The sequence below is a fragment of the Neglectibacter caecimuris genome, from assembly GCF_034335015.1.
Classification (GTDB): Bacteria; Bacillota; Clostridia; order Oscillospirales; family Acutalibacteraceae; genus Acutalibacter; species Acutalibacter caecimuris_A.
In genome coordinates this window covers 13,019-36,768 of the sequence record NZ_JAWXXK010000008.1, presented here as the reverse complement: position 1 = coordinate 36,768, position 23,750 = coordinate 13,019, and the positions used below count along the sequence as shown (strand labels likewise).

Below are 23,750 nucleotides of genomic sequence, written 5' to 3'. Positions count from 1 at the left end.
TTTTTCCCGCGGCACTGTTATCACCTCCAGTCATTTTTATTTTCGGGAATTTACGCACCTGCCACTTCATCAGGCCGTGTTGTGAGTACGCTGTATAACAGGGTGTCTTTCGGAAAATGATCGACAAAGGGGATGATCACATTCCCGAAAAACAGAAGCCCCTCGCCAGGGCCGGAATGGGTCACATAGGAAAGCTGGTGCGGGGAAATCCCCAACTGCTTCGCCAGAATCTGCCGGTCTCCCTGGGCCTGGTTCAGCATGTAGATAAAATCCGAGTTCTCAAAGATATTCTCAATCTCACGGGAGGCCAGCAGGTCCTTTACATTCTGCGTCAGGCCCGATGGTATGCCGCCCCATTTACGGAATCTTTTCCAGATTTCCACGCTGAAACTCCCGGTTTGGCCTTTCAAAAGGAGGTGGAATTCGTCGATATAGAACCAGGTCGTCTTATGTTTGGAGCGGTTGGCGGTGACACGGTTCCACACGGCATCCTGCATAATGAGAAGCCCGATCTCTTTCAGGGCCTTGCCTAGAGACTTTAACTGGAAGCAGAGTACCCGGTGGTTGTTCATGTCAATGTTGGAACGGTGATTGAACACATTCAGGGAGCCATTGACGTAGATTTCCAGCGCCGTAGCGATATTCTGCGCCTCCGGCTCCGCCTGTTTCAAAAGCAGCTCATACAAGTCGCCCAGGACCGGCATATTTTCCGGGCGTGGATCCTGCAAATAATCCCGGTACACAAGCCTCGTGCAGCGGTCAATGATGGTCCTCTCAATCGGGGAAAGCCCTTCCTTGCCGCCGATAATCAGGTCACACAGCGACAGGATAAAATCGCTTTTCAGAGTGATGGGGTTTTCATCGTCCGAATAGTCCAGGTTGATGTCCATCGGATTGATATAGTTGGTGGAAGTCGGGGAAATGTCAATGACCTGCCCCTGGGCGCCGAACTGCTGTACCAGAGGCCCGTACTCATTTTCGGGGTCTGCAATGATGATGTCATCCTCCGTCAGAAGGAACACATTGACGATTTCACGCTTTGCTGAGAAAGACTTGCCGCTGCCGGGCGTTCCCAGGAACAGGCCGTTTGGATTCTTCAAGTTCTTGCGGTTCGCCATAATCAGGTTATTGCTTAAAGCGTTCAGGCCATAATAAAGCGCCTCGCCCTCCTGGAACAGTTCGCAGGTCGTAAACGGCACGAAAATGGCGGTGCTGCTTGTCGTAAGCCCACGCTCAATTTCAATCTGGTTCAACCCTAAGGCAAGAGAGGACATAAGCCCCTGTTCCTGCTGGTAGTCCAGACGTTTCAGGGCACAGTTATATTTCTGCGCAATACCGGAGGCAGACAGAATATCGTTAAGCAGCTTCTGGCGTTTCGGCGCGATGTTCTCCACCAGTACCGTGACTAAAAACATACGCTCATTCCGGCTCTGCAAATCCTGCAGGAGATTTTTTGCTTCTTCCCCATAGGTGGCAAGGTCGGTAGGTATGATGTCCATGTCATACCCGGCACGGACCGCTTTCTTCTGTTCCTCAATGGTCATTTTCTGCAGGTCTGACATCTTGCGTTTGATGTTCTTGATCGCCTGGGCCTGGTCGATGGACTGGATATGCAGGTTCACCGTCACGGCGTCGTCCAGGTCAAGCAGCTCCGCCAGCAGCCGGTCCGTCAGCTCCGGCGCTAAAATCTGCAAAAAGGACACTGCCCCGGAATGGTCAGCCACCCGGAAGGTCTTTCCGTCATTCGAGAATGACAGGCCGGAGGGCGCAATAAAATCCTTTGTGGAAAGTCCGGTTTTCGGCAGATCCGCCCAGGTAAAATGAAACTTTTCCTGCCCGTCCGGGTGGAGCTGGCTGTGCAAAAGCTCCAGGCGTTCCAGCCCGTCTAACGGCTTTGCCTGTGCTCCTAAGGCTTTGAAATTTGCCAGCACATCGGCCTCGATCCGCTCCAGGCGCATCTTCGCGGTGCGAAGGTCGTCAGCCTCAATGCCGAAGGTGATATATTTCCGCTTGGTAAGGCCGTTGTTGCCTTTTTGGAGCTGTCCCTTTAACATATCCCCATACTCCCTGCGGATTCCGTCATACTCGTCCCCACGGGTAGGAATATCTATGCTCCGAACAAAGTCCTGCATATTGGCCTGCTGGTTGATAAAGGTGAGCTGCACATGGATAGAAGCGTCAAAATAATTGAGGAAATCGCAGTAACCCTCAAAAATCTGCGCTTTATCATCTGCCTGTGCAAGCTGGTAGTTAATGTCGAAGAACTGCACCGTCTTGGTGTAATAATTGCCGCTTACACGGCAGATACCGTCCCGGTACATTTCCTTATAGCGAATACTCTGCTGGACCGTCTGTGGCGCGTCCGCTTTCAGCCTGGAAAAAAAGCCGGGCTTTTTCTTCGGCCCGGCAGGAGAGGCAGCTTTACTTCCTGCCTTTCTTGCTTCGGCGCGGGTCTTTTGGGCCTGCTTTACGTTTCTTTGCAGACGTTTTTCCTGCGCCTCCTGCTGTTTGGTTTTTGGCAATCTGTGATACCTCCTTTTTGGAAATGGATTTATAGAGATTTTCCGTCCGGTAAGGGCGGTTCTTCGGCCAGAGCTTATAGCGGAGCCGGTTCCTCAATAGCTTTTCCGCCGGCTGCCCGTCCTTCTCATACATGGCAAAGAAGAAAAAGGGCATCATCAGGCCGATCATAAGGAGCACCGCCGCTGAATTGCCGATGGCGCCGCGGGTAAGGAAATATACCGGCAGCCCCACCAGTGCGGCCAGACTGAAACAAATAAGCTGGCGCTTCGTCAGGCCAGCGGCTACTTTGGTCTTGACTGTAGTTAAGTCTTTGGGTACGGGTACATAGGGCATTTCGTTGTCACCTCCGATCTGCGAGAATCTTTTCTATCCATTCTGCGGCATCGTGATACTGCAATCCACTTCGTTGCCCCACACATCCCATCCGGGCATCTGCTGCCTGGCAAAGAGCTCCACCCTGGGCTGATCGCCCATGAGCTTTACGATCTTGTCCCGCACTTCATCGGGCTTCTTGCTGTGCTGCTCGATATGGGAGATCACAAACTGGTGGATTCCCGCGCACTGGCGTTTCGGGTGCCCGCGTGTTGCAAGCAGGCACACCTCCGCGTTAGAGCGGGTCCAGAAGCCCATCCCATAAAACCAGCTATCGGCTTTCCGGTTCTGCTTCAGCCACAGAAACGCCAGGGTCTTATACTGGAAACCCCATGCCTCCATCACCCGGAACGCCTCATTGAGCTGCGGGAAGGTGGCCCATAGAAAAAGCGCACTGTCTTTGGCTGCAAGGTCTGCAACCGGCAGTGCGCATATTTCATCAATGCTCATGGTAGGATAATGGTTTTCCGCCACGCCTTTTCCGCGCTTCATGTCATAGCGCCAGGGCGGGTCTGCGTACACAATGCCATATTTTCCGGTATCTGGCATCAGCGGGCCTGCTCACTCTTGGCAGTTGCGGGCTTTGCCGGCTGCGTCTTGACCTTCCCGGCATTTTCCTTCAGGGTGCCGGTCAGGGAAGGTTTCTCCGCTGCCCCTTTGGTCGCTTCAAGGGTGGCCTGCAAATTTTCAATCGCCTGGCCGTACCCTTCGATCAGGGCATCATTAAGCTGCCTGCGAAAATCCGCCGTCACAGGCCAGCAGACATCCCTCCATTTCCCCTGCTTATCCTGGGTGGAAGGCATGTTGACATACAGGCCGTTTTCGCCGGAGCAGATACGGAAGCCGTCGATCTTGAAGCAGTCGCCAATCGTCACGTTGGCAAAGGCCAAGAGGTTCCCCATCGGGGCAATCGGGCGCACGGTTACATCCAGCTTCAAGCCTTCGGACACCTGGGCCTCCGGCTGCATGGGTTCAGTGTTGGTTTTACTCATAATGAAAGTTCCTCCTTGTTAGAATATAGTTGTTACCCGCTAATGCGAGTTGAAAATACTTTTTGATAACGAGCCTGTCTTAAAGAGGGCGAAGGCCAGCAGGACGGTATATCCCGCCGTGCCCCAGATCGCACCGTGAATATCGCCGGACGAGGGGATCGACTGGACCAGCACCGCGTAGATTGCGACGCATACCAGGATCAGGAACCCCTGGAAACCCAGGGCGAACAGGGAACGAAGGTAATTCGTCCCCATCTGTCCCCATTCACGGTTTGCCATTGTGGAAAACGGTATGGGTGCCAGACTGACCGTGAGATATATTTCAATCATGCGGCCATAGACAATGACAAAGATTACAATAGACAGTACCCACATGCACAGGTTGATGATGTTGGTTTCCAGCCACAGGCCGATCAGCTCCCACATACCCATTGCTTCAAGCTGCGTTTCCAAATCAGCCAGCGCCGCCGTGACATCCAGATTCCCGTTTATTACGCCGGCGCTCTGCGATACCACATTTTGGGCGACATCAAACACCGCCATGACAATCGTAAAGCAGTTGGTGAGCAGGTAGGTGGCTACGAAAGTTTTGAAAATCCACTTAAAGATGTTGAAGGTATCAAAGTCGTGCATGTTGTTCTTTTCCAAAATCATCTGAATCAGCTCATATACCAGCACAAAGGTCAGGATAATGCCCGCAATGGGAATGACGACGGTTTCAGAAAGATTCTGGATCATACTGAACACGCCGCCATTCCAGCCCTGCGGGGTCTGTCCGACCTGCCCGGCCACATCTGCGACCTGGTTATTTACCGATTCAAAAATACTGGTGTACTGCCCGGTGATCGCTTCGATCAGGCCCTCTTTGATCCAGTCTGTTATCCAGTCAAACAGACTGCCCATCGGCTATTAACCGAACAGGCCGGACAGGAGCGGAATCAGCGTGGCACCCACCAGGGCGATACCGCCGCCCGCCATAAGCTGCTTCATTCCCTGTGATTTGGCCCCAGGGTTGTCATTTCCGTATCCTTCCAGAAGGTTGATGACGCCCCATGCGCCGAGGCCGGCGCCCAGAGCGATAACGAGAATCTTCAAAGTGTCAATCGCGCTTGCGAAAAATGCCATATATTTTAGTCCTCCTTAATATTTATAAAATTTGTTGTTGTGGCCGCATTGGCTCGGAAACGAAAAAAGCCGCCGCCATGCTCAAATAGAAAATCTACAAAAACATGACGGCGGCATAAGGGGCAGGGTAAGACCTGCGGGGATATTCAGTTGTCAGGGAGAATCACGAATCCGCAATAGGCACCTCCTTTCAAAAGGATATATAAAATCCCGCCATATAATAAGGAAATGATACGGCGGGATTTTATGCGGTTGTCTGTGCTGCCAGTTCTTCCGGCGTGATCTCATAGTTGGGGTACAGCTCTCCGGGACGTACAGGCAGCCTTGTAGACAGGTATTTCTCTATGTCAAAGACGTTCTTTTCGTCAAAATCCGAAAGGTATTTGTAATTCGGGTGTTTGGTAATATCATACTTACGGGACAGGAAGGGACGCACACCCCTAATCTGCAAGAGGCATTTGCCGCCGTCCATTACCGCAAGCTCGTCAACGGACATCAAATCTTTCCCCAATTTTTGAAAGTTCTGCCCGTGGGATTCCTGGGTGCCCTTCGTGACGCTGGTGTTATACATATCAATGGTTTCTTTCCCCAGCAGGGAGTTCCAGCTTTTCAAGGTGGTTTCCTCCTTACCGCCTAAGAAAAGAGAAGAATCACAGTTGCCTATGATCGTGTCCATGTTGTCCTTATAAAGTGCTTTGAGCTGGCTCTGCGCCTGCAATACCAGGCAGGCCGAAATTTCACGGCTTCGGATCGTTGCCATCAGCTTTTCCAGGTTCGGGATTTGCCCGATATTGGCCGCCTCGTCGATTAGGCACCGCACATGGACCGGGAGCCTGCCCCCGAATTTATCATCCGCCCGCTCACAGAGCAGGTTAAATAGCTGGGTATAAGCCATGCTGACAAGAAAATTAAAGGTCGCATCCGTATCACTGATGATAAAAAACAGCGCCGTTTTCCTGTCGCCCACCAGGTCAAGCTCCAGCTCGTCATACATGGTGATCTCCCGGACTTCCTTAATGTCAAAGGGGGCAAGTCTGGCGCCGCAGCTAATCAATATGGATTTTGCGGTCTTACCGGCGGCCAGCTTGTATTTTTTATACTGCCGGAGAGCAAAGTGGTCCGGCTCCTTCTGTTCCAGGGCGTCAAAGAGCAGGTCAACCGCGTTCTTGAAAGTCTCGTCATCCTCCCGGACCTCCATAGCGTTTATCATTTCTACCAGCGTGGAAAAGTTCTGTTCATTGGAGGGCGCTTCATAGTAGATGTAGCCGATCAGCGCCGTATAGAGCAGCGTTTCGGCCTTGACCCAAAAGTCATCCCCGGATTTTCCTTCTCCTTTGGTATTTGCGATCAACACCGTTACCAGTTTAAGAATATCTTTCTCATTGTGGATATACGCAAAAGGGTTATAGTGCATACTCTTTGAGAAATTGATGGTGTTGAATACCTTGATTTTATAAGGCTCATACACAATCTTCCCATTTTTGCCCCGGACCGGCTTTCCGTCCTTATCCAGTTTCGCGGTTCCCCGGCTTAACAGCTTTCCAACCTCAATCAAGACCGTGCCCTTCGGGTCGGTAACGACATAGGAGCTGTGCATCTGCATGAGATTGGGCTTGATAAAAAATCTTGTTTTGCCGGAACCGGAACCGCCCACCACCAGCACATTTTTATTCCGGGCATTGGCCGGATTCTTCGGCCTGCCGGACATCATAAGCCCCTCTGTCTGCGTCAGAATGATGTTGTTTTCCGGCTTTTGGTCCATAAACGGTGCAATATCCGTTTTGCTGCCCCAGCGGGCAGAACCGTATTCCACGTTTTTGCGGTACTTTTTGGCGTCCTTTCCTTTGAGATAGACCGCCAGCCGCACAATGGCCGCACCGCAAAGACCAATCAGCCAGTCGATCCCAGCACCGGGCCACATGCTCTGAAAGGCATAGGTGAATCCTTCACTTAACCCCAGCATTTTTTGCGAAGCATCTGCTCCGGGAGCCAACCGCACCGCCTGGCCCAGCTTCGCGAATACCAAAAGGAACAGAAGGTAAGGCAGGTGGAGGATCACCTGCTTTTTCAGGGTATCGGTATCTATCTTCAACGCTCCGGCCCTCCATGCTCCTTGTTCTTTACCTTGTCACGACCAAGCGCCTGCGCCAGTTCCTTAAATTTGGCAAGCTGGGAAAGCAGCGACGACCTGGTGCTGTGGGCAAGGTCTTTTCTTGTATATTCCTTAAATGCCGCGGTCAGAGCGTCCGCCTGGTTCGCCTTGAAATACACCGTCCATTTGGGCGGGTCTGTGCCGGGGTCCTTTTCAATGTGATAGCGGACCTCATGCTTTTTGGCGATCCGTTCAAAAGAGCGAATCCGCCCGGTCACTTCAATGGTATTCGCGCCGGGGTCCCTGGCCGTCAGCCGCTTCATGCTGTTGCGGCCAACCTTTGGGGTATTGCGTTCCTGCTCTATCTTTTGAAGTGCGGCGGCAATGGCCGCTTTCAGCACCCGTCCGGTCAGCTTTGACGCCTGGACGGTGATGGAAACAGTTCTTTGTTCAATATCTTCCTGCACCTGCATCCTCCTTCCTGAAAAAATGTAGTTTGTTCATTACCGCGCCTCGCTTAGCACCTGCTGGCGCGGGGCGTGTTCATGGGCCTTCGCCGCCTGTTCAATCTGAATACGGGCGTGCCGAAGGAGCGTCTTAATCATGGAAGCCGGCTCTTTCACTTCCGAAAGGTGCTCCGTCATGCCTTTGCACTCGTCCGGCAGATAATCCGCCATTGCTTTACAGGCATCTTCCAGATTCCCAATGAAGCCCCAGCAGCTATCCGAAAGCTCACCGTTTTTATACAGCTCAAAGCCATAGCACTCACCCCGGAGATAGGCATCATACTCGGCAACCTCGCTCCGCAGCAAATCCTCGGCTTTCTTTCGGAGGGCACCGGTCATTTTCTCCGCGCCAAATTCTTTCAGCACATTCTCTTTGGAAACATACACCCATCCTACCTGCCCGCTGTCCCAGGGATCGTTGAAACTGGTGGTCTGCATGGCAAGGCCGCTGTGATCCAGGAGATACAGGGGCATCACTATGTATTTTTCAGAGATCACCCGGAGCATGGTATCATCCACGGCGCGGGGATCGGGGTGGTCGCCGGTCATTTTCCGGCTCCAGACCATATTTACCATGCGCTCATAGCGTTCCATGCCGCGCTCGTTGTTGCCAACGGTGTTTAAGTACATTTCCCGCAGGAAATCGTCTTTGTCCATATAATTGTGATGGTCGCCCAGGGCATAACGGGGGTGGAAGCATACTATTGTCCCGAAGTTGTCATTTACCTCACGGGGACTAATCAGCATATCGTCCGGCTGCACCATTAAGGCATAGGGTTCCTGTTCTGCCATCAGCATAAGCTATCAGCTCCTTTCTGGTTCTTTCTTTTTCTCCGGCGTCTTAGGTTCCGCTTTTGCCGCCTGTTTCTTTGCGTCGTCAAGCTGCTCCCGCAGCGAACCGTCCCGTTTTGCCTCCTGCTGCCGGGTGCCGCCGAAGAAATCCGGCAGCTCCTTAAATCCAATGCTGTCCACATAGTAGGCGCTGTCGCTGCCTTTTTCATGGAGCACAACCACATCAGAGACAGAAAGAGAATGACCCTTAAAGTCCTCCGGGTGGTCGATATTAAAGCGTGTATAAATATCCTCCAGCGTTTCGCCGGGCGAAAGCTGTGCCGCATAGACCATTTGGTAATTGTCCCTGTCTACCGGGAGCCCTTTCTTTTCCAGCCAGTCAAGAGACATAAAACGGAGGTTATCCGCATTGTCCGATAAGTCAAGCTGGTAAATGGAATAAGTGCTGATCCCATACTCCTTTTCATAGGAAGAAATACGCTCCAGAAGCAGTGCCGTTTCTCCCTCCATGTGTTCCTCACGCTCAAATGCCGCCAGCCTCATGCGGATTTTTCCGGTATCGCCTGAAAGCAGTTCGTCCGCCATGCGTTCCTTTTCTGCATGGAAATCCGGGTACAGCTCTGCATAGGCCCCGCTGTTCTGTCTGAAAAATTCATCCAGGTCAAAGGCCAAATCCGTGGTATCGTCAAGCCTTATGTCATCCCTGTCAGGTTCCTCCATGACAGGAGCCGGTTGCTGCTTTTCCTCTGGCGGGAGGGGCTGCTTCACCGCAACGATCTCACCCGCCAGCCGGAAGAACTTCTCTGGGTATTTGAACTGCTCACTGAATTTCTCCATCAAGTCGGGGGAAAGGCCGATAAAATCTTCCTCGCCAAGCCCAACGATCAAAAAGTTTCCGGCAACAATATCATACATACGCCCGCCATCGTCATAAAGAGCCCGGTTTAAGGGCATCCCTATGAGCTTGCCTTCGTCATTACAGATCAGCGCCACCGGGTCCTCATAGGGATAAGTTGCCTGAATGTCTCCGCCAACGGCAGCCTGCAGTGATTCCAGCCCGCTCTCAATTTCAGTTTCAGAGGGAGATTTGCCCGGCTCTACCATTAACACTTTCATAGCTGCATATCCTCCTTCTTTTTATTTGCCGCACCGGGGGCAGCAGGTGTTTTCTCCTGCGTTTTGGCCGCAGACAGCTTTCCCAGCACGGAAGGTTTCTCCGGCTTTTCGGGCATAGAAATACCGCCCTCCGAAATGTCGGCGGCGGTGCGGTCCGTTTTTACCGGTTCCTGGCCTTCCACTGTGTACCCCGGCAGGAGTGCTCCATATACGGTAAAATGGCGCTCATACTGTTTGGGTATCTGCGGGGAAATTTCCGTGAATAAATGGGAGTAGGCTTTCTTCCGTCCTTCCAGGTACTTTTCCGCAGCGGCTTTGTCCGTATAGCGTTTCTGATTTTGCCCGGCAATCTTTTCGCCATAACCCTGTTTTGGGGAGTTCACATAGACATCCCAGGTCACATACCAGGCAACCGGTACGCTCTGTTTGGTTTCCCGGTCATATTTGGTATCTTCCCAAATACCACAGGTCATACGGTAGACGCGGTTACTGATTTCCTCGTCATTCCGCCAGTTGTCGGTTTTGCGCCATTCATTTGCGGTATGCGTCACCTCCGGGGTCCGCAGGTAAGAAAGCGCCCGGTTAATCATTTGCGTGGCGGCTGCCTGCTTTTCCCATTGCTTTGCCGCAGCAACCACAATCTCATAGGCTTTCTGCTCGCCGTCAATGCTGCCCTGGCGCATGGCCTCCAGATTTTCAGCGCCCATTGTAATCAGGGAAGAAATATCTACATCTTCACAAAAAATACTGTGCTCGATTTTCAACTCTGCACCTGGTTCCAAATGATCGCCGTACCGGTAAGCGCGGTAATCTTTATTTTCTTCCAAAATCTTTCACACCTCCTATATCTCCGGCACATGGCTCTTTTTCGGAACCGCCTGTGCCGGGGTGGTTTTTTCTGCCGGCTTCGCCGTTGCAAGCTGTGCCATGACCGAAGGCCGATCCATCGTAAATATGGAAATCTGCTCATTCTCCGCCAGTGGCCGCGTTGGTAGGGGCAGTGTTTCGTCCGAATGGGTTAGTATCTGCTCCCGTTTCAGGTCTGCCACGATCTCGTCAAATACCGCATTGATGGCTCTGCGTTCCTCACCCTCAGGATAGGCTTTCAAAACTTCCATTTCTCCGCTTTTATCTGTCACGAAGGTAACGGCGCAATCTGCGTGACCCGCCAGATAATCGGAGCTGTAAGGCAGCTTATCCTTGATGTAACAGGCAAAGGCCCTGGCAGTCATTTCCACGTTGCTGTCCCAATAGCCGCCGTCCTTTTCGCATTCCTTGCCCATGCGCACGGAATTCCGGTAGAAATCGGTTTCCACCCGCCCAATCTGCGGCGCCTCCTGCACCTGCATCCCGGACAGCATGTGCTCGAATATTTCCAGCCGTTCCCGCTCACTTTTGGGGATCACCCGCCCAGTGACAGACTTCTTAAAAGCGCTGATCTGTTCCACGGAGCCGTCCTCGCCGGACAAAAAAGCCTCCCTGAGAACTGCGTATGTTTCCATCTGTGCCTCATTACCGTGCCGTTTCAGGGAACCGAGCACCGCAGAATCCAGCCAGCTTGCCGCATTTTTCCGGGTACGCTCTGTCTGTGCTTCGGTACGGGCTGCCGCCTGCTCCGGTGTTTCCGGCTTATATTTCATGGTTTCAATCAGCTTCTGGAATGGGGCATAGAGGCGGGGCTGTTCAGAGAGAAAACCCTTGGCACCTATTTTTACGCCAAGGTAATCGTCAAGTCCATGCCACCATTCATGTGCCAGGGAACCGGCCCCATGCATCTTCGTAAGGTTAATGACTTTGCGCAAAGGCTCATAATGAGCCACAGCGTTGCCGCTGCCCCTGGCGCCGAAAGCGATCGCAAGCGTTCCCTGATAGGCAATATCCTTGTCGCTGACCTGCAGGGCTGCCGCCAAATCTTTGAGCGCTTCAAAACCCATGTTGAGGGAAGCCTGCCGGTCATTCTGGTTCATCCAGTTCCCAAATTCACCGCCGCGGAATCCGAAGGTATCAAGGTAGTGCTGCCCGGTAATCTCCACGCCGTTTCTGTAATCCGGCCCGGTTCGCTGCACATGGGCGAGCTGGGGAGGCACAAACCGCGTCTTTCCGCTTTTGCTACGGCTTTTTGCCAGCTCTTGCACCCATTTCAGGGCAGCCTCCCGCGATTCAAAATTTGTCTTTATAATGGAATAGCCCTTCGTCACATAGTAGGTATCAGGTTTCCAGTCATTATTTTTAGAATAAGTATTCTTCCCGTCGTTGAAATGGATCACATAGCCCTTTGGTACCTTCTGGTCTTTGGAAACGCCAAACTGTTCTTTCTGCGCTTTCTGTGTAAAGTTCCGCTCAAAATATCCTGCCGAGCGGACCATCAGGGTATTGGACAGCTTGTTTGTAATGGCCGGGTTCTCCCGGCCCTTCTCCGTCACCTGGTAATGGGTGCCGCTGCCCCAGCCCTGCACCTGTTCCAAATACCCGTTTTCCACAAAGAAACGGTCATAGACCTTCATTGCGTCCTCCGCGGTGCGGACCTCCGAGACCACGCTCTGCAGCTCCCGTACCGTCTGGATATATTCTTTCTGTCTTGCAAGGTGTTTCTCCGGTGTGTCGTCCCTGCGGTAATACTGCGGGGAGGCATTTAATCCGTCCCGTGCCTTTTTAATGAAATAGACCACGCCAAGAGGAATCCCATCCTCCAGCATGGTCTCATAATCCGGTTTCTTCCAGATATTATCCTTTTTTACAAATTTCTCGGCTTCACGCTCATTCATGGCGTCCAGGTCGTTCACATAGAGCCCACGGTCCTTCCATAAGTCTTTTTTGGCGCCGCCGATCTTTTCCCCAAAATCTTCATGCTGTATGTTATCTGCCAATCATTATCACCTCCAATCTATGCAAAAATTTACCGCTCCGGGTTGGAACGGTCTTTCTCTGATTGATGAAGTTTCGGGCGGTTCCCTGCGAGCCGGTCCGTTTCCCTGCGTACCAGGGCATCTACCGCACCCAAATCCTCCGGGGTAACGGCAAATTCACGGTAGTTCTCGTACCACAAGCCTGTTGTTACCGCCGCAATAGGGGGTATCTTTTCCGGGCCGAAAGGGAGAAGCCGGTAAACCGGCGCTTCGTCATAAAGAAGCATCTGCCTGGCCGTACCCAACGGTATGCGGTACATATCTGTATCAGGATTTTGTGCCGTCTCCATGTAGCCGACATTCAGAAGTTCCTCCAAATCCTGGGGCATATAGGAAAATGCCTGCTCCTTCCACTGGCCGAACATACCGGAATAGTGGTGCTGCCATTCTGTGACCTGCTCCGGCCTGTAGCAGAACCCCCAGCTTTTCAGGGCGTCTTTTTCGTAGAGCTCCATAGAGTGCCATTTTTCAAGGCTGACTGTTTCCATGCGTCCATTCGGATGATATACATCAACACCATAAGGAGAAAGGATATTTCTTTTCACGTCCTTGCGCAGCGTATCTAAGTCCAACATCATAACATCACCGTACAGGCGGCCATCCTCTTTCCGGTTCGTGTGAAATAAGAAAGCTCTTGCCCCGATATATTCCGTTGTGAAGATCATTTGGTGAAGGTCTGCCGTGGAACAGTAGGCGTGCAGGGCATCCGACAGCCACATGTGGTTTTTCCCCATAATGGCAATCGAATCCGCCCCGGTATTTGTCACCAGGGAATGGAGATTAAATTCTGATTCCCGCAGGAAGTCGCCCGCAAGGATATGGAGCTCATAAGCAAATGTAATAAGGTCCGTGTCGCGGATCAAATGAATCTGCGGAAGAGCTTCATTATTCAATCAAGTTCCTCCCATCCTCCGGGCGCTGTCCGCCGGCGATCTTGCTCACGATTTCCGGCCCGGTCTCATAAATCTGCATCAGGCGTTTTGCCGTGCCGCTGGGCTGTACGGCGCCGCTGGTCCAGAGCCGGACAGTGGAGGGCGTAACGTTCATCAGAAGCGCAAAGCCCTTTTCGTTCATATCCAGCTTTTCCATCAGTGCCTTAACCATATCCGGGCCGTATTCCGGGCACCGGGCGGCTTCGGCGATCATCTGCAAAGCGGTATTTTCTGTTTTCGTCATGTTATAATCCTCCTGTTATTCTGGCCCCATTGTTAAGCTGGGGTAAAACTGATTTTGTTGTGTTCCATTCTCCGGGCAAATTCCCGGAGAGAATATTTCACGCCGTCAATCTCCGCATGGGTTTGGTTCAGACGACGGCAAAGAGAAAAATGCCGGTCTCCATTCCCATAGCGCAGACAGAGAAGGTCATCATCAGGAATTGAAAACAACGCCTTTCCAGTGCTGTCCGTAAAGCAAATCTGCTGTGTTTCATTCATACCAAAATCCCCCTTAAATTGAAACTGCCGCCTGTTTCTGGCGGCATAGTAGTTGGCGGTCCTTGATCTGTTCCCTGGTATGTAACAGCTTTTCGTTATAGTCCTTTCCGATGCGGGGCGGGTTGATGCCTACTCGGATATGTTTAAAACGCTGATCCTCATGGAGCATGGCTTTGATTTTCCGGGCATTGATAAGACCCCCAAAATCATTGTCCATGTAAAGCGTGACCCGCTTTATTTCCGGGTGGCGTTCCAGAAATGCGGTCAGAGCCACATGGGAAGTGCCTCCCAAGGATAAGCGGTAGCCATCCCATTTCCAGCTTTCAAGCTCCTGCAGCGTGGCATGGGAAAGGGCGTCAATGGGAGCCTCAAAAACAGCCACATGGCGGCTGCCCGGATTCCGCGGCGGGTAACAGAAGCTAAATTCCTTGTCGCTACCGTAAACATCCTTTTTGAGATTGCCGGTGATACTGCGCATACAGGCAAACTTCGCTTTCCCCGCGTTGTCCTTACCGACAAACACACAGACCGGTTCGCCATGATACCGGGCCTCATAGAAAAGCCCGTTCCGAAAGCACCGGCTGATCACATCCGAGCTGATTCCGCGCCGCTGCAAATACGAAATAGTAGCGGTGGCGCACCGGCTGGCCCAGGGCAGCGTAAACGTTTTCTTTTCCGGCTCTTTTCGCATCTGCTTTGCCGCCGCACTTTGATAAGCCGGCATCTGCCGGATTTCTCCGCCTGCCAGTGTTTGAACCGCATCCACCAGACCATAGCCCCGAATCTGGATCAGGTAATCCAGGGCGTTGATACTCCGGCCCCGGCTGTTCCAGTACCAGTACCGCTTCCCGGTCACATAGACCAGGCTGTCATGCTCCTTGTGCCGGTAATTGGGGCCGTCCCGTTTGAGCACACCGGGCTCATGGGATTGCAAATAAGCGAACAGGTCTGCCTCCCGTGCCGCCTGAATCTGCTCTTTAGTTACGCCGGGCATGGTGCCGGCACAGATTTTCGTTTCATCGTGCTTCGCCTCCTTCCTGTGATGATATGAAAAAAGATGCCCGAAAGCTCCTAACAGCCGTACAGGTCATGGTTGACCTCCGCACGGTAATAGCTGTCCATCGTTGCCAGAGCGTTATACAGCGCCGCCAGCAGATAAGCCTTGATATTGTTGACCTTCGTAACGTTCTTGTCGATACAGTCAAAAACATACTCCAAGTGGCCGGAATTGATCTTTAAGAACCGGCTCCTGACAACCTCCCGTGGGAAGTCATCGCCAGCAATGCGGATATATGGCCGTCTTGACAGCACCGTTTCCAGCATAAGCTCCACAGTCTCGTCTAAGCGTTCTTTCCCATACCGGGAAACCATACAGTCATACTCAATATTCTCTTTGATAATTTCACGGTATGCCTCTGCCATATCCATCCTATCAATTCCATCCTGACGGCCTGCCGTTTCCGGTTCTGCCGGATAGATTGATTGATGTGTTCTTGATATATCCGTTTTTGATTTTTTAGTCCTTTGTGGATTAGTATTTAATTGTGCGGGATTTTCCTGTTCAGGTTCCGCCTGTTCAGGTTTTGCCTGTCTTGGATTTACCTGTCTTGGATTTTCCCGTTTAGGTGAAACACCTTGTTTTACGCCGGTTACGGGCTTTTCGTGGATCGTATACTCGATGTCTCCGAGCTGTCCGTTTTCATAGCGGAGGCGCTGCCTGGTGAGATACCCGTACCGTTCCAGCTCCTTCAGGGCGGTGGTAATGGAATCCACGCCATCCCTGCAAATGCGGGCCAGACCTTTTGTGGTATAGTCCCAATCTTCCGGCAGCGACAGCATAAGGGAAAGAAGCCCCTTCGCCTTTAAGGACAGTTCCGTATTGCGCAGGTGGTGATTGCTCATAACCGTAAAGTCCTTCGTTTTCTCTACACGGAATACAGCCATTTCACAGCCTCCTTTCTTCGGTTATTCCGTTACAAAGCGCGGTCCCTGCGGTCATAATGGAGATAGCCGGCTGAGACCTTTGCATGGTTTTTCAGTTTGACTTCGCCCCGTTTCTGGCTCTCTAAGAATTTCTGATAGCCGGCCTCCGTAAGAAACAGGCGCATCTTATCGCCCTTATCCCCCACAGGGGAATCATAGGACAGCACATTAAAGACGATCATGTGCTTTACCTCCGGGTCAAATCGTTCCAGCCCCATGATGTCATGCCCCTTTAATTTCTCTGCGCCGGATTGCTGTCTGGCCTCGGCAATCTTTTCCCCAATCGTCCGAGCCGGGTAGGGCAGACGGTAATTCTTTTGAATATCCCGTACTATGGCCATGCACTCGGTGTCTGTCAGGGTGCGCAGCTTTGCCATCAGACTTTCTGCCGCCTCCTGTTGTTCAGGATTCTTTGTGTACCGGGCAGTCATGTAAAGCTCGTTCAGGATTTTGGATTGATAGTCACCTTCAACCTGAAACAGCAGCCGTTTTTCCATTTCGTTTAATTCCATGTGAATCTCCTTTCTTCTAAAAATGGGTATAATAAAACGCCATAGGATTCTGAAAGCCTATGGCGTTGAATGTTCATATCAAATTGTAATTAGGGGTGTTTACTCACGTTTCAATGCTTGACATAAGGTAGTCTCAAAAGGTATAATAATCGCAGTCAACAAGCGTGAACAGAAGAAAGATTTCCCTAGGTCGGCATAAGGAGTTTGCTAATAGCGTGCTAATTGGACGGTACAGAATTAGTAAAAAACGCGTTGTACAAGCGAGCACTCTGTAATGAGTGGAACGCCCCCAAAAGCCCGTGGTTGCAAGGTTTCTGGCGTATTGGAAGTCACGCATCCGTATGACGTACAAGGTGGTATGCCATACTCCTAAGGGGCAGTTATCGGTTCGATTCCGGTTGGGGGTGCCAAAAATCGGCAAGTCTCTTCAGTGACTTGCCGATTTTTTCTTCTTCACTTTTCACGAAACGGCAGGGCCGATTTTTGGGAAGCTAGAAGGTAGAGAGAATAGTGAAGAAGTCAATAGAAGTATCTGTTTTACGGCGGTGGAGAAACAGGAAAAATCAAAAAAAGCTTGCTTTTTTTAAGGTTCCGTGCTATGATTATTTCTGCGTTATTGGATAGCAAGGAGGTGTAACTCATGCCGAACATCAAATCAGCGAAAAAGCGTGTCAAGGTGATCGCTGCCAAGACCATGCAGAATAAGGCGATCAATTCTGAGCTCAAAACGGAGATCAAGAAGGCCAACGCCGCTATTGAGGGCAATGCCGAAAACAAGGCCGCCGCTGTACGCGTTGCGATCAAGAAGATCGATCAGGCTGCCGCCAAGGGTATCCTGCATAAGAATACCGCTTCCAGAAAGAAAGCTGCTCTGGATAAGAAGCTGAACGCCAGCGCGTAAAGGCCGATGCGTCTGTTATGCTCTTTGCTGAAAAATAGAATTCAGAAAACCGAAGGGATTTGCCCTTCGGTTTTTAGTTTGTCTTTTGTCACATTTTGCGTTGGATTTTCTGAGGAGAGTTCTTTTTTCTGTTGACTTTTCTCGGGAGATTGGGTATCATATTCTTAAAGTAGCACCGCAAATTTACGGCTATTGTCTTAAGCGATATATTTCGGTGCTGCCTTAAATAGAGAAACTGAAATCCTATTCGGAGGTGTTCGTATGAAAAAAGGAAGCAAGCTGGCTGTTTTTATCGGTGTGATCGCGGCGGTGGCGGCGGTAGTAGCCTCTTTGTCCGCACTGCTTCTGTATCTCGATAAAAAGCGGGACGAGGAAGAGTTGGAGCACTATCTGGATTGTTCTATTCAATAAAGCCGAAACCTGAAAAGCAGTGTGGACGAGAAGCGGCGGCAGGGAAGAAATGGTCTTTCGCTGCAGCTTTGTTGTGTCCACGCTGCTTTTTTATCAAACGGCGGTAAAGGCTGTGAAACGAGAGGAGCTTACCGAAATGAAAAGGATCGATCTGGGCGGATCCGGTATACAGGCCTCTGTGATCGGGCAGGGCTGTATGCGGATCGGCTCTCTGAGCGAAAAAGAGCTGAGTACATATTTGCACAGCGCACTGGAATGCGGTGTAAACTTTTTTGACCATGCCGATATTTACGGGGGCGGAGGCTGTGAAGAGCTTTTCGGAAAGGTGCTGGCCCGGGAGCCCGGTCTGCGGGAACAGCTTGTATTGCAGAGCAAATGCGCCATTCACGATGGCATGTATGATTTTTCCAAGGACTATATTTTGCAGAGCGTAGACGGTATTTTAAACCGCCTGCATACGGATCATCTGGATTTTCTGCTGCTGCACCGCCCGGACGCCCTGATGGAGCCGGAGGAGGTGGGAGAGGCCTTTGACCTTCTGGGATCCTCCGGAAAGGTGCGGCAGTTCGGCGTCAGTAATTTCAACGCCCGCCAGCTCATGCTGCTGCAATCGGGGCTCAGGCAGAAGCTTCGGGTGAATCAAATGCAGTTTGGCCTGATGTGCACAGGCATGATCGACCACGGGATCCAAACGAATACCCGCTTTGCGAACGCGGCAGATCACGACGGCGAGGTGCTGGACTATTGCCGCCTGAACGGCATCACCCTGCAGGCATGGTCCCCATTCCAATACGGCTTTTTTGAGGGCACCTTCCTGGAGAACGATCAATTTCCGGAGCTGAACAAGGCGCTTGGGGAGATGGGCGAAAAGTATCACGTATCGAAAACCGCTATGGCGGCTGCCTGGATCCTTCGCCACCCCGCTAAGCTGCAGGTCATTACCGGTACAACAAATATTCGCCGCCTTGCGGACATTTGCACCGCCGAATCGGTCGAGCTTACCCGCGCCGATTGGTACGCTTTGTACCGCGCCGCCGGGAATGAACTTCCATAAAACGAAAGAAACAGACGTGCTCCTTTTTTGAGGACGCGTCTGTTTCTTCATAGCAACCACCGGGCCTTAAGAATTTCTACTGATAGAACAAAGCACATATCGAGGATCTGTATGCGTATCTTATCGGTACAAGTTTTAAGATTTATCTCTGGGCTTTGCCAGCAGAGCCGCCAGGTATCCGAAGAAAACGGCGGCGGCGGTTCCGGCGGCTCCAGCGGTAAATCCGCCGGTAAAGATGCCGAGAAAGCCCTTTTGCTGTACGGCCTCTTTTACGCCCTCGGAAAGGGCCCAGCCAAAGCCGGAAAGGGGAACCGTAGCCCCGCAGCCCGCAAAGTCCACCAGCGGCTTATAGAGCCCCAGTGCCCCCAGGACCACTCCGGCAGTAACATACAGAACCATGATCCGGGCCGGGGTCAGCTTTGTCAGGTCGATCAGCAGCTGACCGATCACGCAGATCAGCCCGCCCACCCAAAAGGCATTTACGTATTCCATAACATTCACCATACCTTTTTCTTTTCTGTTCCCTAGTATGTTCCAACAAGAAAAGACTATACATCTGCTACGAGATGGATAGTCTTTGATATAGAAAGCCAAGAGTTCGCAATAGGGGAAATAAAATTCAACAAAGCAAAAGCAGCTTACTGAGTTCTTCCAAATCACGGAGAACAAAATCGGGCCTATACTTGCTGGCGGCAAGCAGCTCCGGCGTGGTTTCGCCGCTCATGACCAAAATAGAGGTAACGGCCGTACCGTCCGCCACGGCAATATCGGTATAAAGCCGGTCACCGATCACCGCCAGCTCCTCCGGCCGGCAGCCGGTGCGCTTCAGCAGGTAAGAAAGCGTGTGCCGGGAGGGCTTTCCGAAAAATTCGCATTCCACGCCGGTAGAGGCCTTGACCAGGGCGGCAATGGAACCGCAGTCCGGAAGAAAGCCGTCCTCCACAGGACAGTTGAGATCAGGGTTTACGCCGTAAACGGGTTTTCTCCGCCGGATCAGGGAGCAGGCCCGAGAAAGCTTTTCATAGGTCAGCGTGGTGTCAAAGCCCAGTACCACGTAATCCGGGTCCTCTTCCTTCAGCGGAATCCCGGCCTTGCGGAAATCCTCCAGCAAAAACGGCGTACCCACCACATAGCAGCTTTCTCCGGGGTGGTGTTCTCTGAGCCATTCTAAAATCACATCGTTTGAGAGCAGCATCTGCTCCGAAGCGGCGGAAATTCCCATGCCGCGCAGCTTTTGAAGATAGGCTTCCCGGTTTTTTGAGCTGTTGTTCGTAAAAAAACAGAAATCCTTTCCGGCGCTTTTTATATTCTCCAAAAATTTTTTGGTAAAGGGAAAAAGCCGGTCGCCCAAATAGATGGTGCCGTCCATATCCAATACGAACATTCGAATGCTCTTCAGGCGTTTTTTCAGATCGCTGTGGTCCATTCCCGTTTCCTTCCTTTTCCATTGCTGTTGGAGCCATTATACAGGCTTTCCGCCGATTTGTACAGGCTCAAAAAGTCACGATACAGAAGCCTGTTGGGTGCGGCCTTATAAAGAACGCCGGGAAAATTCAGAAAATTCAGAAAATAGGGGGTGTTATTTTTTTTCGAAATGCGGTATAATAAATGCTGAAAGCATAGAAACACCTGTCAGGCCTGTGCATGGCCGTTGGTGAAAAAATACATATCCGCGAAAAGGAGCTGTCAGCATGAAATTTTTAGAAAGCATCGGAAAAGCAGTAGGAGACGCCGCCGGCTTTTTGGGGGAAAAGAACCGCAAGGCTGCGTATCTCAACCGCATTCGCACGGTGATCCGCTGTGAGGAAGCGGCGGCGGAAAAGGAATATCTGGCCTTGGGACGTTATTATTACAACAATCTGCGGGATCAGAACAATCCGGTAACAGAAGCGCACTGCGCGGAGCTGGAGGCTATTGAGGGCCGCTTGGAAAAGGCGCTGGATCAGCTGGAGCAGTTTTATCAGGCGGACAGCAAAGAAGCGGCTTCTGTAGGGATCATCGTCGGCGCGGACGGTCCCACAGCTGTTTATGTGCGGGATGGCGAGGCCGAGGAGATCACCCTGGAGGATGTAAAGCGTTTTGACCACGATCCGACAAAGGCGGCGGAAGAGGCTCCCGTACCCGCGCAGCCGGACGAAAACGCCGGCCTGCCTTTTGAAGGCTGATCGAGCCGGGCTTTGGAGGGAATGCGGGAATGTCTACGGAAATTATCAAGGATATCATCTGTCCTCAATGCGGGGAGTCTCAGAAATATCAGCTGTTTTCCAGCATCAATGTCAGGGAGAACCCGGAATTCAAGCAGAAGATCCTGGAGGAAACCCTGTTTGACTGGCGCTGTAAACGCTGCAACTATTTTGCGGCCATGGCGTACCCTTTTATTTATACCGACCCGGTGGCCGGTTATGTGATCAGTACCGCTCCCATGGGCACCAACGGCGCGGTAGAGCCCACAGAGGCGGTAAAGGATTACGTCAAGCGCAGCGTAAAAAACCTGGCAGAGCTGAAGGAAAAGATCCTTACCTTTGATGCGGGCTATGACGATGTGGCGGTAGAGCTGGTGAAAAACGCTCTTTGCGGCATCATTAAAAATACGTATCAGGTCAGTAGGGTACACGCCTATTTCAGCCGGATCAATGAAAAGGAGGGGGAAATGGAGTTCGCCATTTTCCTGCCCAGAAAAACAGAGCCGGTGTATCATTCCACCAAGCTGGACGTGTATAAGCAGTCCCAAGAGGTACTGCGCACCCTGGATTTTGTAGACCCGGAGGGCTTTATCCGGGTAGACGCCAAGCTGGCCCGGCAGATCATTGAGGAATACCAAAATATTTGACGCAGAATAGCTGCGGGGGGATACAGCTTTCAAATGATAGAAATCGGGGCAAGGCAGACTTTTCAGTTTGCCTTGCCCTTTTTGTACACGGGCCGAAAACAGGGAGGCGTGCAAAGGGCAATTAGAAATGAGCAATGAGAAAGGGCAGAGCCCGGCGAATTGGAATTTAGCGGTTATCCGCTCACCTCCCACCTGTCATTCTGAACGAAGTGAAGAATCTCGTCCTTTGACCTTTTGCCCTGGAATTAAGGACGAGATTCTTCTTCACTTCGTTCCTCAGAATGACAGGAGGGGACTAATCGATAAATTAGAATTTAGCGGTTGCCCGCTTACCTTCCACCTGTCATTCTGAACGAAGTGAAGAATCTCGTCCTTTGCCCTTTTGCTCTGGAATTAAGGACGAGATTCTTCTTCACTTCGTTCCTCAGAATGACAAGAGGGGACTAATCGATAAATTAGAATTTAGCGGTTATCCGCTCACCTCCCACCTGTCATTCTGAACGAAGTGAAGAATCTCGTTCTTTGCCCTTTTGCCCCGGAATCAAGGACGAGATTCTTCTTCACTTCGTTCCTCAGAATGACAAGAGGGGACTAATTGATAAATTAGAATTTAGCGGTTATCCGCTCACCTCCCACCTGTCATTCTGAACGAAGTGAAGAATCTCGTCCTTTGCCCTTTTGCCCCGGAATCAAGGACGAGATTCTTCTTCACTTCGTTCCTCAGAATGACAGGAGGGGACTAATCGATAAATTAGAATTTAGCGGTTGCCCGCTTACCTTCCACCTGTCATTCTGAACGAAGTGAAGAATCTTGTCCTTTGCCCTTTTGCCCTGGAATTAAGGACGAGACCCTTCATCGAGAAAGCTATAGCTTTCCGTACTTTTTGCTCAGTAATGACAAAAGGGGGGGCTTGCCCTTTTCTAAACAACTAACATCTTACGACTAATGACTGGTCAGCCGCTCTACAAAAATACTTATAACAAGCTTGTCCCAGGTGTTTTTTCTGTGAAATGAAAAATAAACATAAAAAGGCACCCCGAGCGCAGACGCCTGAGGCGTCTTGAAAAATTTTTGCGCTCTTGATTTTTACTAGAATTTCTATTAGAATGAGAGAAATAGAAAAATAGAATAAAAAGCCGGTTTGATATTCTGGATTTTTATAAATATTGCCTTTTGAGTCCCGTAAACAACAAGAAATCAGACTTCGGGTATCAAAATGCACAATTTTTTGAAAAATTTTTTGATTCTGCTGTCAGAGCAGACAATTTACATTTCGAGAAAAGAATGTTAAAATATTATCAAAGTCAAAAAGGAGAATTTCACAGTCATTTCCGCTCCGAAAGGAAATGGCAAAATTGGTCTCCAGACAGCTGCTTTTATGATACGCTGCAATACCGTAACAGCTTTTTGAAGACTCGCTTTTGAAGTGTGATCCTTTTTGAAAAAGGGGGAGGAGGGGAAAACGGTATTTTCGTAATGGCTTTGCAGCTTTTCGGGAAGAAAGCGCTTCTTCCTGCCAAAAAGCTGGCCCTTGTGAAATTGCCAAAGGTCTCAAGCTATGGAGATTCAATCTGTTTCCAGACAGACTTTACAACGCCTTCCGAGATATTTGAGTTATCTGAAAAGCTTGCCGGACAGCGGCTCAAAATGTATTTCCGCCACGATCATCGCGGAAGCATTGCATTTGAATCATGTGGTGGTCCGAAAGGATCTGGCGGCTGTCAGCGGTTCCGGCAGACCGAAAATCGGGTATGTTCGGCTGGAATTGATCCGGGAGCTGGAGGCTTTTCTGGGGTACGATAATCTGGAGGACGCTGTATTGGTAGGAGCCGGAAGAATGGGAAAGGCGCTGCTTTCCTATGACGGCTTTCAGCAGTACGGGCTGAATATCGCGGCAGCTTTTGACAGCGATCCCGCGCTTGCGTATACCGAAGCGGAGGGAAAAAAGATCCTGCCCATGGAAAAACTGGGGGATCTATGCAGGCGGTTGGGGATCCACATGGGGATCATCACCGTGCCTGGCTCCAATGCGCAAGCCGTGTGCAGCCTGCTGGTCGACAGCGGTGTGCTGGCTATTTGGAATTTTTCCAATGTCCATTTGGACGTTCCTGAGGGAGTCCTGGTTCAAAATGAGAATTTGGCAGTTTCCCTTGCCCTTCTTTCCAATCACCTCAAGGAGCGGTTTCCTACAAAATAAATCA

26 protein-coding genes are annotated in these 23,750 nt (G+C 51.1%); 6 read left to right on the top strand and 20 right to left on the bottom strand.

The genetic code is table 11. The features are described from left to right. Positions 1–50: 50 nt before the first annotated feature. From U8T64_RS11300 to U8T64_RS11210, 18 genes are all read right to left on the bottom strand, one after another. The gene (locus tag U8T64_RS11300) at positions 51–2,522 is read right to left on the bottom strand and encodes a VirB4-like conjugal transfer ATPase, CD1110 family (RefSeq protein WP_322183598.1); all 2,472 of its coding nucleotides are present in this window, start codon (positions 2,520–2,522) and stop codon (positions 51–53) included. Continuing rightward, positions 2,422–2,856: a PrgI family protein gene (locus U8T64_RS11295; RefSeq protein ID WP_162220586.1), complete on the bottom strand. Its 435-nt coding sequence runs from the start codon at positions 2,854–2,856 to the stop codon at positions 2,422–2,424. The genes U8T64_RS11300 and U8T64_RS11295 overlap by 101 nt, the downstream gene beginning before the upstream one ends. A 33-nt stretch (positions 2,857–2,889) precedes the next feature. Then, positions 2,890–3,444: an MT-A70 family methyltransferase gene (locus tag U8T64_RS11290; RefSeq protein ID WP_322183596.1), complete on the bottom strand. Its 555-nt coding sequence runs from the start codon at positions 3,442–3,444 to the stop codon at positions 2,890–2,892. Continuing rightward, a complete protein-coding gene (locus U8T64_RS11285) occupies positions 3,444–3,887 on the bottom strand; it encodes a SpoVG family protein (RefSeq protein WP_065535491.1) in 444 nt (147 codons plus the stop codon). The genes U8T64_RS11290 and U8T64_RS11285 overlap by 1 nt, the downstream gene beginning before the upstream one ends. Before the next feature lie 39 nt (positions 3,888–3,926). Further along, positions 3,927–4,790, bottom strand: a complete 864-nt coding sequence (locus U8T64_RS11280) for a VirB6/TrbL-like conjugal transfer protein, CD1112 family (protein WP_162220583.1) — start codon at positions 4,788–4,790, stop codon at positions 3,927–3,929. Positions 4,791–4,796: 6 nt separating this feature from the next. Further along, positions 4,797–5,012: a Maff2 family mobile element protein gene (locus U8T64_RS11275; protein WP_006861290.1), complete on the bottom strand. Its 216-nt coding sequence runs from the start codon at positions 5,010–5,012 to the stop codon at positions 4,797–4,799. Positions 5,013–5,256: 244 nt separating this feature from the next. Further along, complete coding sequence (locus U8T64_RS11270) at positions 5,257–7,104, bottom strand: VirD4-like conjugal transfer protein, CD1115 family (protein WP_322183589.1); 1,848 nt, start codon at positions 7,102–7,104, stop codon at positions 5,257–5,259. Beyond that, positions 7,101–7,577 (bottom strand): PcfB family protein, encoded by a 477-nt coding sequence (locus tag U8T64_RS11265; RefSeq protein WP_257329229.1) that lies wholly within the window; start codon positions 7,575–7,577, stop codon positions 7,101–7,103. Before U8T64_RS11265 ends, U8T64_RS11270 begins: the two co-directional genes overlap by 4 nt. A 30-nt stretch (positions 7,578–7,607) precedes the next feature. Continuing rightward, a complete protein-coding gene (locus U8T64_RS11260; RefSeq protein ID WP_257329230.1) occupies positions 7,608–8,408 on the bottom strand; it encodes a hypothetical protein in 801 nt (266 codons plus the stop codon). A 6-nt stretch (positions 8,409–8,414) separates the two neighbouring features. Beyond that, positions 8,415–9,518, bottom strand: a complete 1,104-nt coding sequence (locus U8T64_RS13925; protein ID WP_437126004.1) for a DUF3846 domain-containing protein — start codon at positions 9,516–9,518, stop codon at positions 8,415–8,417. Further along, the gene (locus tag U8T64_RS11245; RefSeq protein ID WP_322183585.1) at positions 9,515–10,345 is read right to left on the bottom strand and encodes a hypothetical protein; all 831 of its coding nucleotides are present in this window, start codon (positions 10,343–10,345) and stop codon (positions 9,515–9,517) included. Before U8T64_RS11245 ends, U8T64_RS13925 begins: the two co-directional genes overlap by 4 nt. A gap of 15 nt (positions 10,346–10,360) precedes the next feature. After that, the gene (locus tag U8T64_RS11240) at positions 10,361–12,385 is read right to left on the bottom strand and encodes an LPD1 domain-containing protein (protein ID WP_322183583.1); all 2,025 of its coding nucleotides are present in this window, start codon (positions 12,383–12,385) and stop codon (positions 10,361–10,363) included. Between the two features lie 29 nt (positions 12,386–12,414). Next, entirely contained in the window at positions 12,415–13,317 is a 903-nt protein-coding gene (locus U8T64_RS11235) for a hypothetical protein (protein WP_322183582.1), read from the bottom strand. Beyond that, positions 13,310–13,600, bottom strand: coding sequence for a helix-turn-helix domain-containing protein (locus tag U8T64_RS11230; RefSeq protein WP_322183580.1), 291 nt, complete (start codon positions 13,598–13,600; stop codon positions 13,310–13,312). Before U8T64_RS11230 ends, U8T64_RS11235 begins: the two co-directional genes overlap by 8 nt. Before the next feature lie 32 nt (positions 13,601–13,632). Next, positions 13,633–13,857, bottom strand: coding sequence for a hypothetical protein (locus tag U8T64_RS11225; RefSeq protein WP_322183578.1), 225 nt, complete (start codon positions 13,855–13,857; stop codon positions 13,633–13,635). 13 nt (positions 13,858–13,870) lie between these two features. Next, a complete protein-coding gene (locus tag U8T64_RS11220; protein WP_322183576.1) occupies positions 13,871–14,851 on the bottom strand; it encodes a DUF3991 domain-containing protein in 981 nt (326 codons plus the stop codon). Between the two features lie 77 nt (positions 14,852–14,928). Continuing rightward, positions 14,929–15,801 (bottom strand): DUF6017 domain-containing protein, encoded by an 873-nt coding sequence (locus tag U8T64_RS11215; RefSeq protein ID WP_322183574.1) that lies wholly within the window; start codon positions 15,799–15,801, stop codon positions 14,929–14,931. A 29-nt stretch (positions 15,802–15,830) separates the two neighbouring features. Next, a complete protein-coding gene (locus U8T64_RS11210) occupies positions 15,831–16,352 on the bottom strand; it encodes a DUF5720 family protein (RefSeq protein WP_322183572.1) in 522 nt (173 codons plus the stop codon). Between the two features lie 640 nt (positions 16,353–16,992). Here U8T64_RS11210 and rpsT point away from each other — a divergent pair. The 3 genes from rpsT to U8T64_RS11195 all read left to right on the top strand — a co-directional run bounded on the left by rpsT (position 16,993) and on the right by U8T64_RS11195 (position 18,718). Next, positions 16,993–17,253, top strand: a complete 261-nt coding sequence (gene rpsT, locus U8T64_RS11205; protein ID WP_322183570.1) for a 30S ribosomal protein S20 — start codon at positions 16,993–16,995, stop codon at positions 17,251–17,253. Between the two features lie 261 nt (positions 17,254–17,514). Continuing rightward, on the top strand, positions 17,515–17,664 hold the full coding sequence (locus U8T64_RS11200; RefSeq protein WP_322183568.1) for a hypothetical protein: 150 nt from the start codon (positions 17,515–17,517) through the stop codon (positions 17,662–17,664). Positions 17,665–17,800: 136 nt separating this feature from the next. Further along, positions 17,801–18,718 carry an aldo/keto reductase gene (locus tag U8T64_RS11195; protein ID WP_322183566.1) on the top strand — a complete coding sequence of 306 codons (918 nt, stop codon included), beginning with the start codon at positions 17,801–17,803 and terminating at the stop codon, positions 18,716–18,718. A gap of 135 nt (positions 18,719–18,853) precedes the next feature. Here the strand turns inward: U8T64_RS11195 and spoVAE are convergent, their stop codons facing one another. Further along, on the bottom strand, positions 18,854–19,210 hold the full coding sequence (spoVAE, locus tag U8T64_RS11190) for a stage V sporulation protein AE (RefSeq protein ID WP_322183564.1): 357 nt from the start codon (positions 19,208–19,210) through the stop codon (positions 18,854–18,856). Between the two features lie 127 nt (positions 19,211–19,337). Then, entirely contained in the window at positions 19,338–20,144 is an 807-nt protein-coding gene (locus U8T64_RS11185; RefSeq protein WP_322183562.1) for an HAD-IIA family hydrolase, read from the bottom strand. A 265-nt stretch (positions 20,145–20,409) separates the two neighbouring features. Here U8T64_RS11185 and U8T64_RS11180 point away from each other — a divergent pair, with 265 nt between their 5' ends. From U8T64_RS11180 to U8T64_RS11170, 3 genes are all read left to right on the top strand, one after another. Beyond that, a complete protein-coding gene (locus U8T64_RS11180) occupies positions 20,410–20,883 on the top strand; it encodes a hypothetical protein (protein ID WP_322183560.1) in 474 nt (157 codons plus the stop codon). A 29-nt stretch (positions 20,884–20,912) separates the two neighbouring features. Beyond that, positions 20,913–21,548, top strand: a complete 636-nt coding sequence (locus tag U8T64_RS11175; RefSeq protein ID WP_322183558.1) for a CpXC domain-containing protein — start codon at positions 20,913–20,915, stop codon at positions 21,546–21,548. A gap of 1,559 nt (positions 21,549–23,107) precedes the next feature. Further along, entirely contained in the window at positions 23,108–23,746 is a 639-nt protein-coding gene (locus U8T64_RS11170; RefSeq protein WP_322183556.1) for a redox-sensing transcriptional repressor Rex, read from the top strand. Positions 23,747–23,750: the final 4 nt, after the last annotated feature.

What these genes read in the sequence shown, in the direction of transcription:
- U8T64_RS11220 (WP_322183576.1), bottom strand. Translation starts at nt 14,851, where the DNA reads ATGCCCGGCGTAACTAAAGAGCAGATTCAGGCGGCACGGGAGGCAGAC.
- U8T64_RS11175 (WP_322183558.1), top strand. Translation starts at nt 20,913, where the DNA reads ATGTCTACGGAAATTATCAAGGATATCATCTGTCCTCAATGCGGGGAG.
- spoVAE (WP_322183564.1), bottom strand. Translation starts at nt 19,210, where the DNA reads ATGGAATACGTAAATGCCTTTTGGGTGGGCGGGCTGATCTGCGTGATC.
- U8T64_RS11180 (WP_322183560.1), top strand. Translation starts at nt 20,410, where the DNA reads ATGAAATTTTTAGAAAGCATCGGAAAAGCAGTAGGAGACGCCGCCGGC.
- U8T64_RS11210 (WP_322183572.1), bottom strand. Translation starts at nt 16,352, where the DNA reads ATGGAATTAAACGAAATGGAAAAACGGCTGCTGTTTCAGGTTGAAGGT.
- U8T64_RS11185 (WP_322183562.1), bottom strand. Translation starts at nt 20,144, where the DNA reads ATGGACCACAGCGATCTGAAAAAACGCCTGAAGAGCATTCGAATGTTC.
- U8T64_RS11290 (WP_322183596.1), bottom strand. Translation starts at nt 3,444, where the DNA reads ATGCCAGATACCGGAAAATATGGCATTGTGTACGCAGACCCGCCCTGG.
- U8T64_RS13925 (WP_437126004.1), bottom strand. Translation starts at nt 9,518, where the DNA reads ATGAAAGTGTTAATGGTAGAGCCGGGCAAATCTCCCTCTGAAACTGAA.
- U8T64_RS11170 (WP_322183556.1), top strand. Translation starts at nt 23,108, where the DNA reads ATGGAGATTCAATCTGTTTCCAGACAGACTTTACAACGCCTTCCGAGA.
- U8T64_RS11295 (WP_162220586.1), bottom strand. Translation starts at nt 2,856, where the DNA reads ATGCCCTATGTACCCGTACCCAAAGACTTAACTACAGTCAAGACCAAA.
- U8T64_RS11260 (WP_257329230.1), bottom strand. Translation starts at nt 8,408, where the DNA reads ATGCTGATGGCAGAACAGGAACCCTATGCCTTAATGGTGCAGCCGGAC.
- U8T64_RS11225 (WP_322183578.1), bottom strand. Translation starts at nt 13,857, where the DNA reads ATGAATGAAACACAGCAGATTTGCTTTACGGACAGCACTGGAAAGGCG.
- U8T64_RS11285 (WP_065535491.1), bottom strand. Translation starts at nt 3,887, where the DNA reads ATGAGTAAAACCAACACTGAACCCATGCAGCCGGAGGCCCAGGTGTCC.
- U8T64_RS11280 (WP_162220583.1), bottom strand. Translation starts at nt 4,790, where the DNA reads ATGGGCAGTCTGTTTGACTGGATAACAGACTGGATCAAAGAGGGCCTG.
- U8T64_RS11215 (WP_322183574.1), bottom strand. Translation starts at nt 15,801, where the DNA reads ATGGCTGTATTCCGTGTAGAGAAAACGAAGGACTTTACGGTTATGAGC.
- U8T64_RS11230 (WP_322183580.1), bottom strand. Translation starts at nt 13,600, where the DNA reads ATGACGAAAACAGAAAATACCGCTTTGCAGATGATCGCCGAAGCCGCC.
- U8T64_RS11265 (WP_257329229.1), bottom strand. Translation starts at nt 7,577, where the DNA reads ATGCAGGTGCAGGAAGATATTGAACAAAGAACTGTTTCCATCACCGTC.
- rpsT (WP_322183570.1), top strand. Translation starts at nt 16,993, where the DNA reads ATGCCGAACATCAAATCAGCGAAAAAGCGTGTCAAGGTGATCGCTGCC.
- U8T64_RS11195 (WP_322183566.1), top strand. Translation starts at nt 17,801, where the DNA reads ATGAAAAGGATCGATCTGGGCGGATCCGGTATACAGGCCTCTGTGATC.
- U8T64_RS11275 (WP_006861290.1), bottom strand. Translation starts at nt 5,012, where the DNA reads ATGGCATTTTTCGCAAGCGCGATTGACACTTTGAAGATTCTCGTTATC.
- U8T64_RS11200 (WP_322183568.1), top strand. Translation starts at nt 17,515, where the DNA reads ATGAAAAAAGGAAGCAAGCTGGCTGTTTTTATCGGTGTGATCGCGGCG.